3 protein-coding genes (1 of these 3 cut by a window edge) are annotated in these 3,157 nt (G+C 62.9%); all 3 read right to left on the bottom strand.

Annotation, left to right across the window (positions count from 1 at the left end; genetic code table 11):
- Window positions 1-1,614, bottom strand: a 1,614-nt coding sequence (locus G578_RS28170; protein WP_245565556.1) for an NB-ARC domain-containing protein, incomplete at its 3' end; no start/stop codon positions are given.
- 6 nt (window positions 1,615-1,620) lie between these two features.
- Complete coding sequence (locus G578_RS29840; protein WP_028793194.1) at window positions 1,621-1,950, bottom strand: hypothetical protein; 330 nt, start codon at window positions 1,948-1,950, stop codon at window positions 1,621-1,623.
- Between the two features lie 18 nt (window positions 1,951-1,968).
- Window positions 1,969-3,157, bottom strand: the 3' portion of a protein-coding gene (locus G578_RS28165) for an ATP-binding protein (RefSeq protein ID WP_051243915.1). It continues 1,535 nt past the right edge of the window; only the last 1,189 of its 2,724 coding nucleotides appear in the window; its start codon lies beyond the right edge, outside the window; its stop codon occupies window positions 1,969-1,971.

Below are 3,157 nucleotides of genomic sequence, written 5' to 3'. Positions count from 1 at the left end.
GCCGAGATTGCCGAGCGCTGCACCCTCGCCACGGCGATCGCCGATCTCTCGCGCCGACGTTACGGACGCGCTCAACCACTCGATCCGTTCCCAGACCGGTTGGCGCAGCCTAAGAACATTGGCGCCAGCTAATGGATAGGCCATGCAAAGCTGCGCGGCCTGCGCATCAACGTCTCGATGCTCAAACGCCCAGCCATAACCGGCTTCGATGTTCGGCCGTTCACCGTCGAAGTGCATGAGGGCCGACAGGACGTTCGCGCCACCCTCCAGGAAAGTGCTGTCTGCTCGCACCAGCACGCCGGCATAATGCTCGGCATGCATCCTTCGTGACGCAGACAGTGAACCCTCCAGATCCTCCGGCAGCGAGATACCGGCGTCGTCAGGTACATGCCCCAGCGCCAGGTCCCGCATCAGGTCGTGCAACTGAAACCGCGCGGTCTGCGGATCGGCCATGACCATGGCCCAGGTGACCAGCCGCTGCATCTGATCGCGCGCGTCCGCCAATTCCACCGCCCATATTGCTGCGGCCGCGTCCAGGGCGAAGTCCCCTTCGAACACCGCTAGGCGATGCCACAGATCCGCCGTTTGTGGATGGTCCTGCCGCAGCGTCTGCAGGCTCGGCGCCATCGATGCCAGCACGTTCAACTTCGGGTCCCCCTCAAGGGCCATCCGCGTCAACCGCTCGCGTTCGTCCGACAAGGCTGCCGCGTAGTCCTCGATGGACCACAGGCGATTGATCCGCAGGAACGACCCCGCCACCCGCAGCGCCAAGGGCAGATAGCCGCACAAAGCCGCTATCCGGTCCAGTACACCCTCGCCGGCGCGATCCGGCCCGACGATCGACTGCAAGAGCGCCCGCGCCTCCTGAGGCGCCATGAGATCCAGCTCGACCCGTTCCGCCCCCGGCAGGGCCACCGGCCGGCGCGATGTGACGATCACCCCGCAGGTCGAAGGCGGAACCAAGGGGGCCACCTGCCCACTCTCCGCAGCATTGTCGAAGACCACCAGCACCCGCTTGCCATCCAGCACACTGCGATACAAGGGCGCCAACGCCTCAAGGGTATCGGGCAGTTGCGCAGCTGGAGCGAAGCTACGGATCACCTGCGTCATCGCGCCAGCCGGGTCGAGCGGCGACCGACTGGTACCGGCAAGGTCGACGAACAACTGCCCATCGGGATAGCGCGCCCTCAACCGGTGCCCCACATGCACTGCCAGCGCCGTCTTGCCGAGACCGCCCATCCCGTCCAAAGCGGTGATCACAGCCCGCCCGTCATCGCCCTCCAGCAAGGCCAGCAGGCGATCGACCTGAACCGGCCGTCCCTGGAAGTCAGGCGCGTCCGATGGAAGTTGATGAAGACGATTGCCATGCTGCGCCATCAAAAGCGCATCGATCACGCCCAAGCCGGACGCATCCAGATGCATCACCACATTGCCGTCGCCGGTCACGAAAACGGCTCCCGTGGCATCACCGCCGAGCGCTACGGACCTGTCACCACGTGCCACGATGAGCGTTCCCGACGCGATCGCCTCGCGCAGCACGGCTTGATCGGTGACCTCAGCCCGGCCAGACAGCAGACGATCAAGCGCTGCTTGGATTGGGTCGGTGATCGCCACCACCATTCAATCCCGCTTGGGAGCAGTGGGAGTCGCGATGCTGTTGTCTCCAGTGACGATCGGTCCGGAGATGTTTCCGCCGGCAGCCACCCCTCGTTCGCCCGCGACAACAATGTTGCCGTTCTGCACCGGGGTCGCATCGGTTGATGTTGCCTGCAGCTTGGTATCAGGAGTGGACGGGAGAGACGGTGTCTCGCCGCTCTCCACCTTCACCGATCCTTCGAGCCCCAAACCTTTCAGGACCAGTTGGAAGACCCTGACCCGATCTCGGAGCATCCAGACTACCGCCGCGGCGAGAATAAGGATCGCGACTACAGCGAGAAATGTTTCAGACATAGCGCGCTCCTTTGAAAATCAGGTTTGTTCCATGAGTTGAGCAATCAGTCTGTCCGTCTGGCTGACAAGATGTTGGGCATCGATCTCCGCGAAGATCTCTCGCGCGGCGGACAGGAGCTCGTTCGCCCGCCGCGCCTCCCCGAGAGCCGCATGCGCCACACCGAGATTGCCAAGCGCATTCCCCTCGCCACGGCGATCACCGATCTCTCGCGCTATCTCCAAGTGCTGCCCATGGAGCTCTATCGCCCGCCGCGCGTTCCCAAGTTTCAAATGAACTCTTCCGAGAGTGAGAAGCGCCTTCGTCTCAAGCTGGCGATGGCAGATCTCCCGGCTTAGGTCCAAGCTTTGTTCGGAGAGCTTAAGCGCATAGCGCGCATAGCCAATATTCAGATGCGCATTGCCGAGACTGCTCAAAGCATTCGCCTCGCCAATGCGATCACTATTTTTCCGAGCAACGACGAGCGCCTCCTCTAGAAACTCGATCGCCTGCTGCATATTTCCGAGATGCACATGCGCCAAGCCGAGGTTGACGAGCGTGTTCACCTTGCCACGGCCACCTCCGATCTCTCTCGCAATGTTCAGATGCTGCTCGTAGAACTCGATCGCCCGCCGCGCATCCCCAAGAGCCGAATGCGCGTTGCCGAGGTTACTAAGCGCAATACCCTCGCCGCGACGATTACCGATCTGTCTTGCACTCTTCAGTTGCTGTTGAAGGAACTCAATCGCTAGCCGAAAATCGCCAAAATCCAAATGGGCTTTGCCGAGATTGCCGAGCGCATTCCCCTCGCTACGGCGATCACCGATCTCTCGCGCTATCTCCAAGTGCTGCTCGTAGAACTCGATCGCCCGCCGCGCATCCCCGAGATCCGCATGCGCCAAGCCGAGATTGCCGAGCGCATTCCCCTCGCCACGGCGATCGCCGATCTCTCGCGCTATCTCAATACGCTGCTCGTAGAACTCGATCGCCCGCCGCGCATCCCCGAGATCCGCATGCGCATTGCCGAGATTGCCGAGCGCTGCACCCTCGCCACGGCGATCGCCGATCTCTCGGCTGACCTCCAGTGCGCGCTCGTGGTACTCGATCGCCCGCCGCGCATCCCCGAGAGCCGCATGCGCCAAGCCGAGATTGCCAAGCGCATTCCCCTCGCCACGGCGATCGCCGATCTCTCGCGCCGCCGTTACGGCCACGTTCAACCAGTCGATCCGC

The organism is Thalassobaculum salexigens DSM 19539, assembly GCF_000423805.1.
GTDB classification, from domain to species: Bacteria; Pseudomonadota; Alphaproteobacteria; order Thalassobaculales; family Thalassobaculaceae; genus Thalassobaculum; species Thalassobaculum litoreum.
The sequence above is the reverse complement of the archived record's forward strand: the minus strand, read 5'-3'. Positions and strand labels throughout refer to the sequence as shown.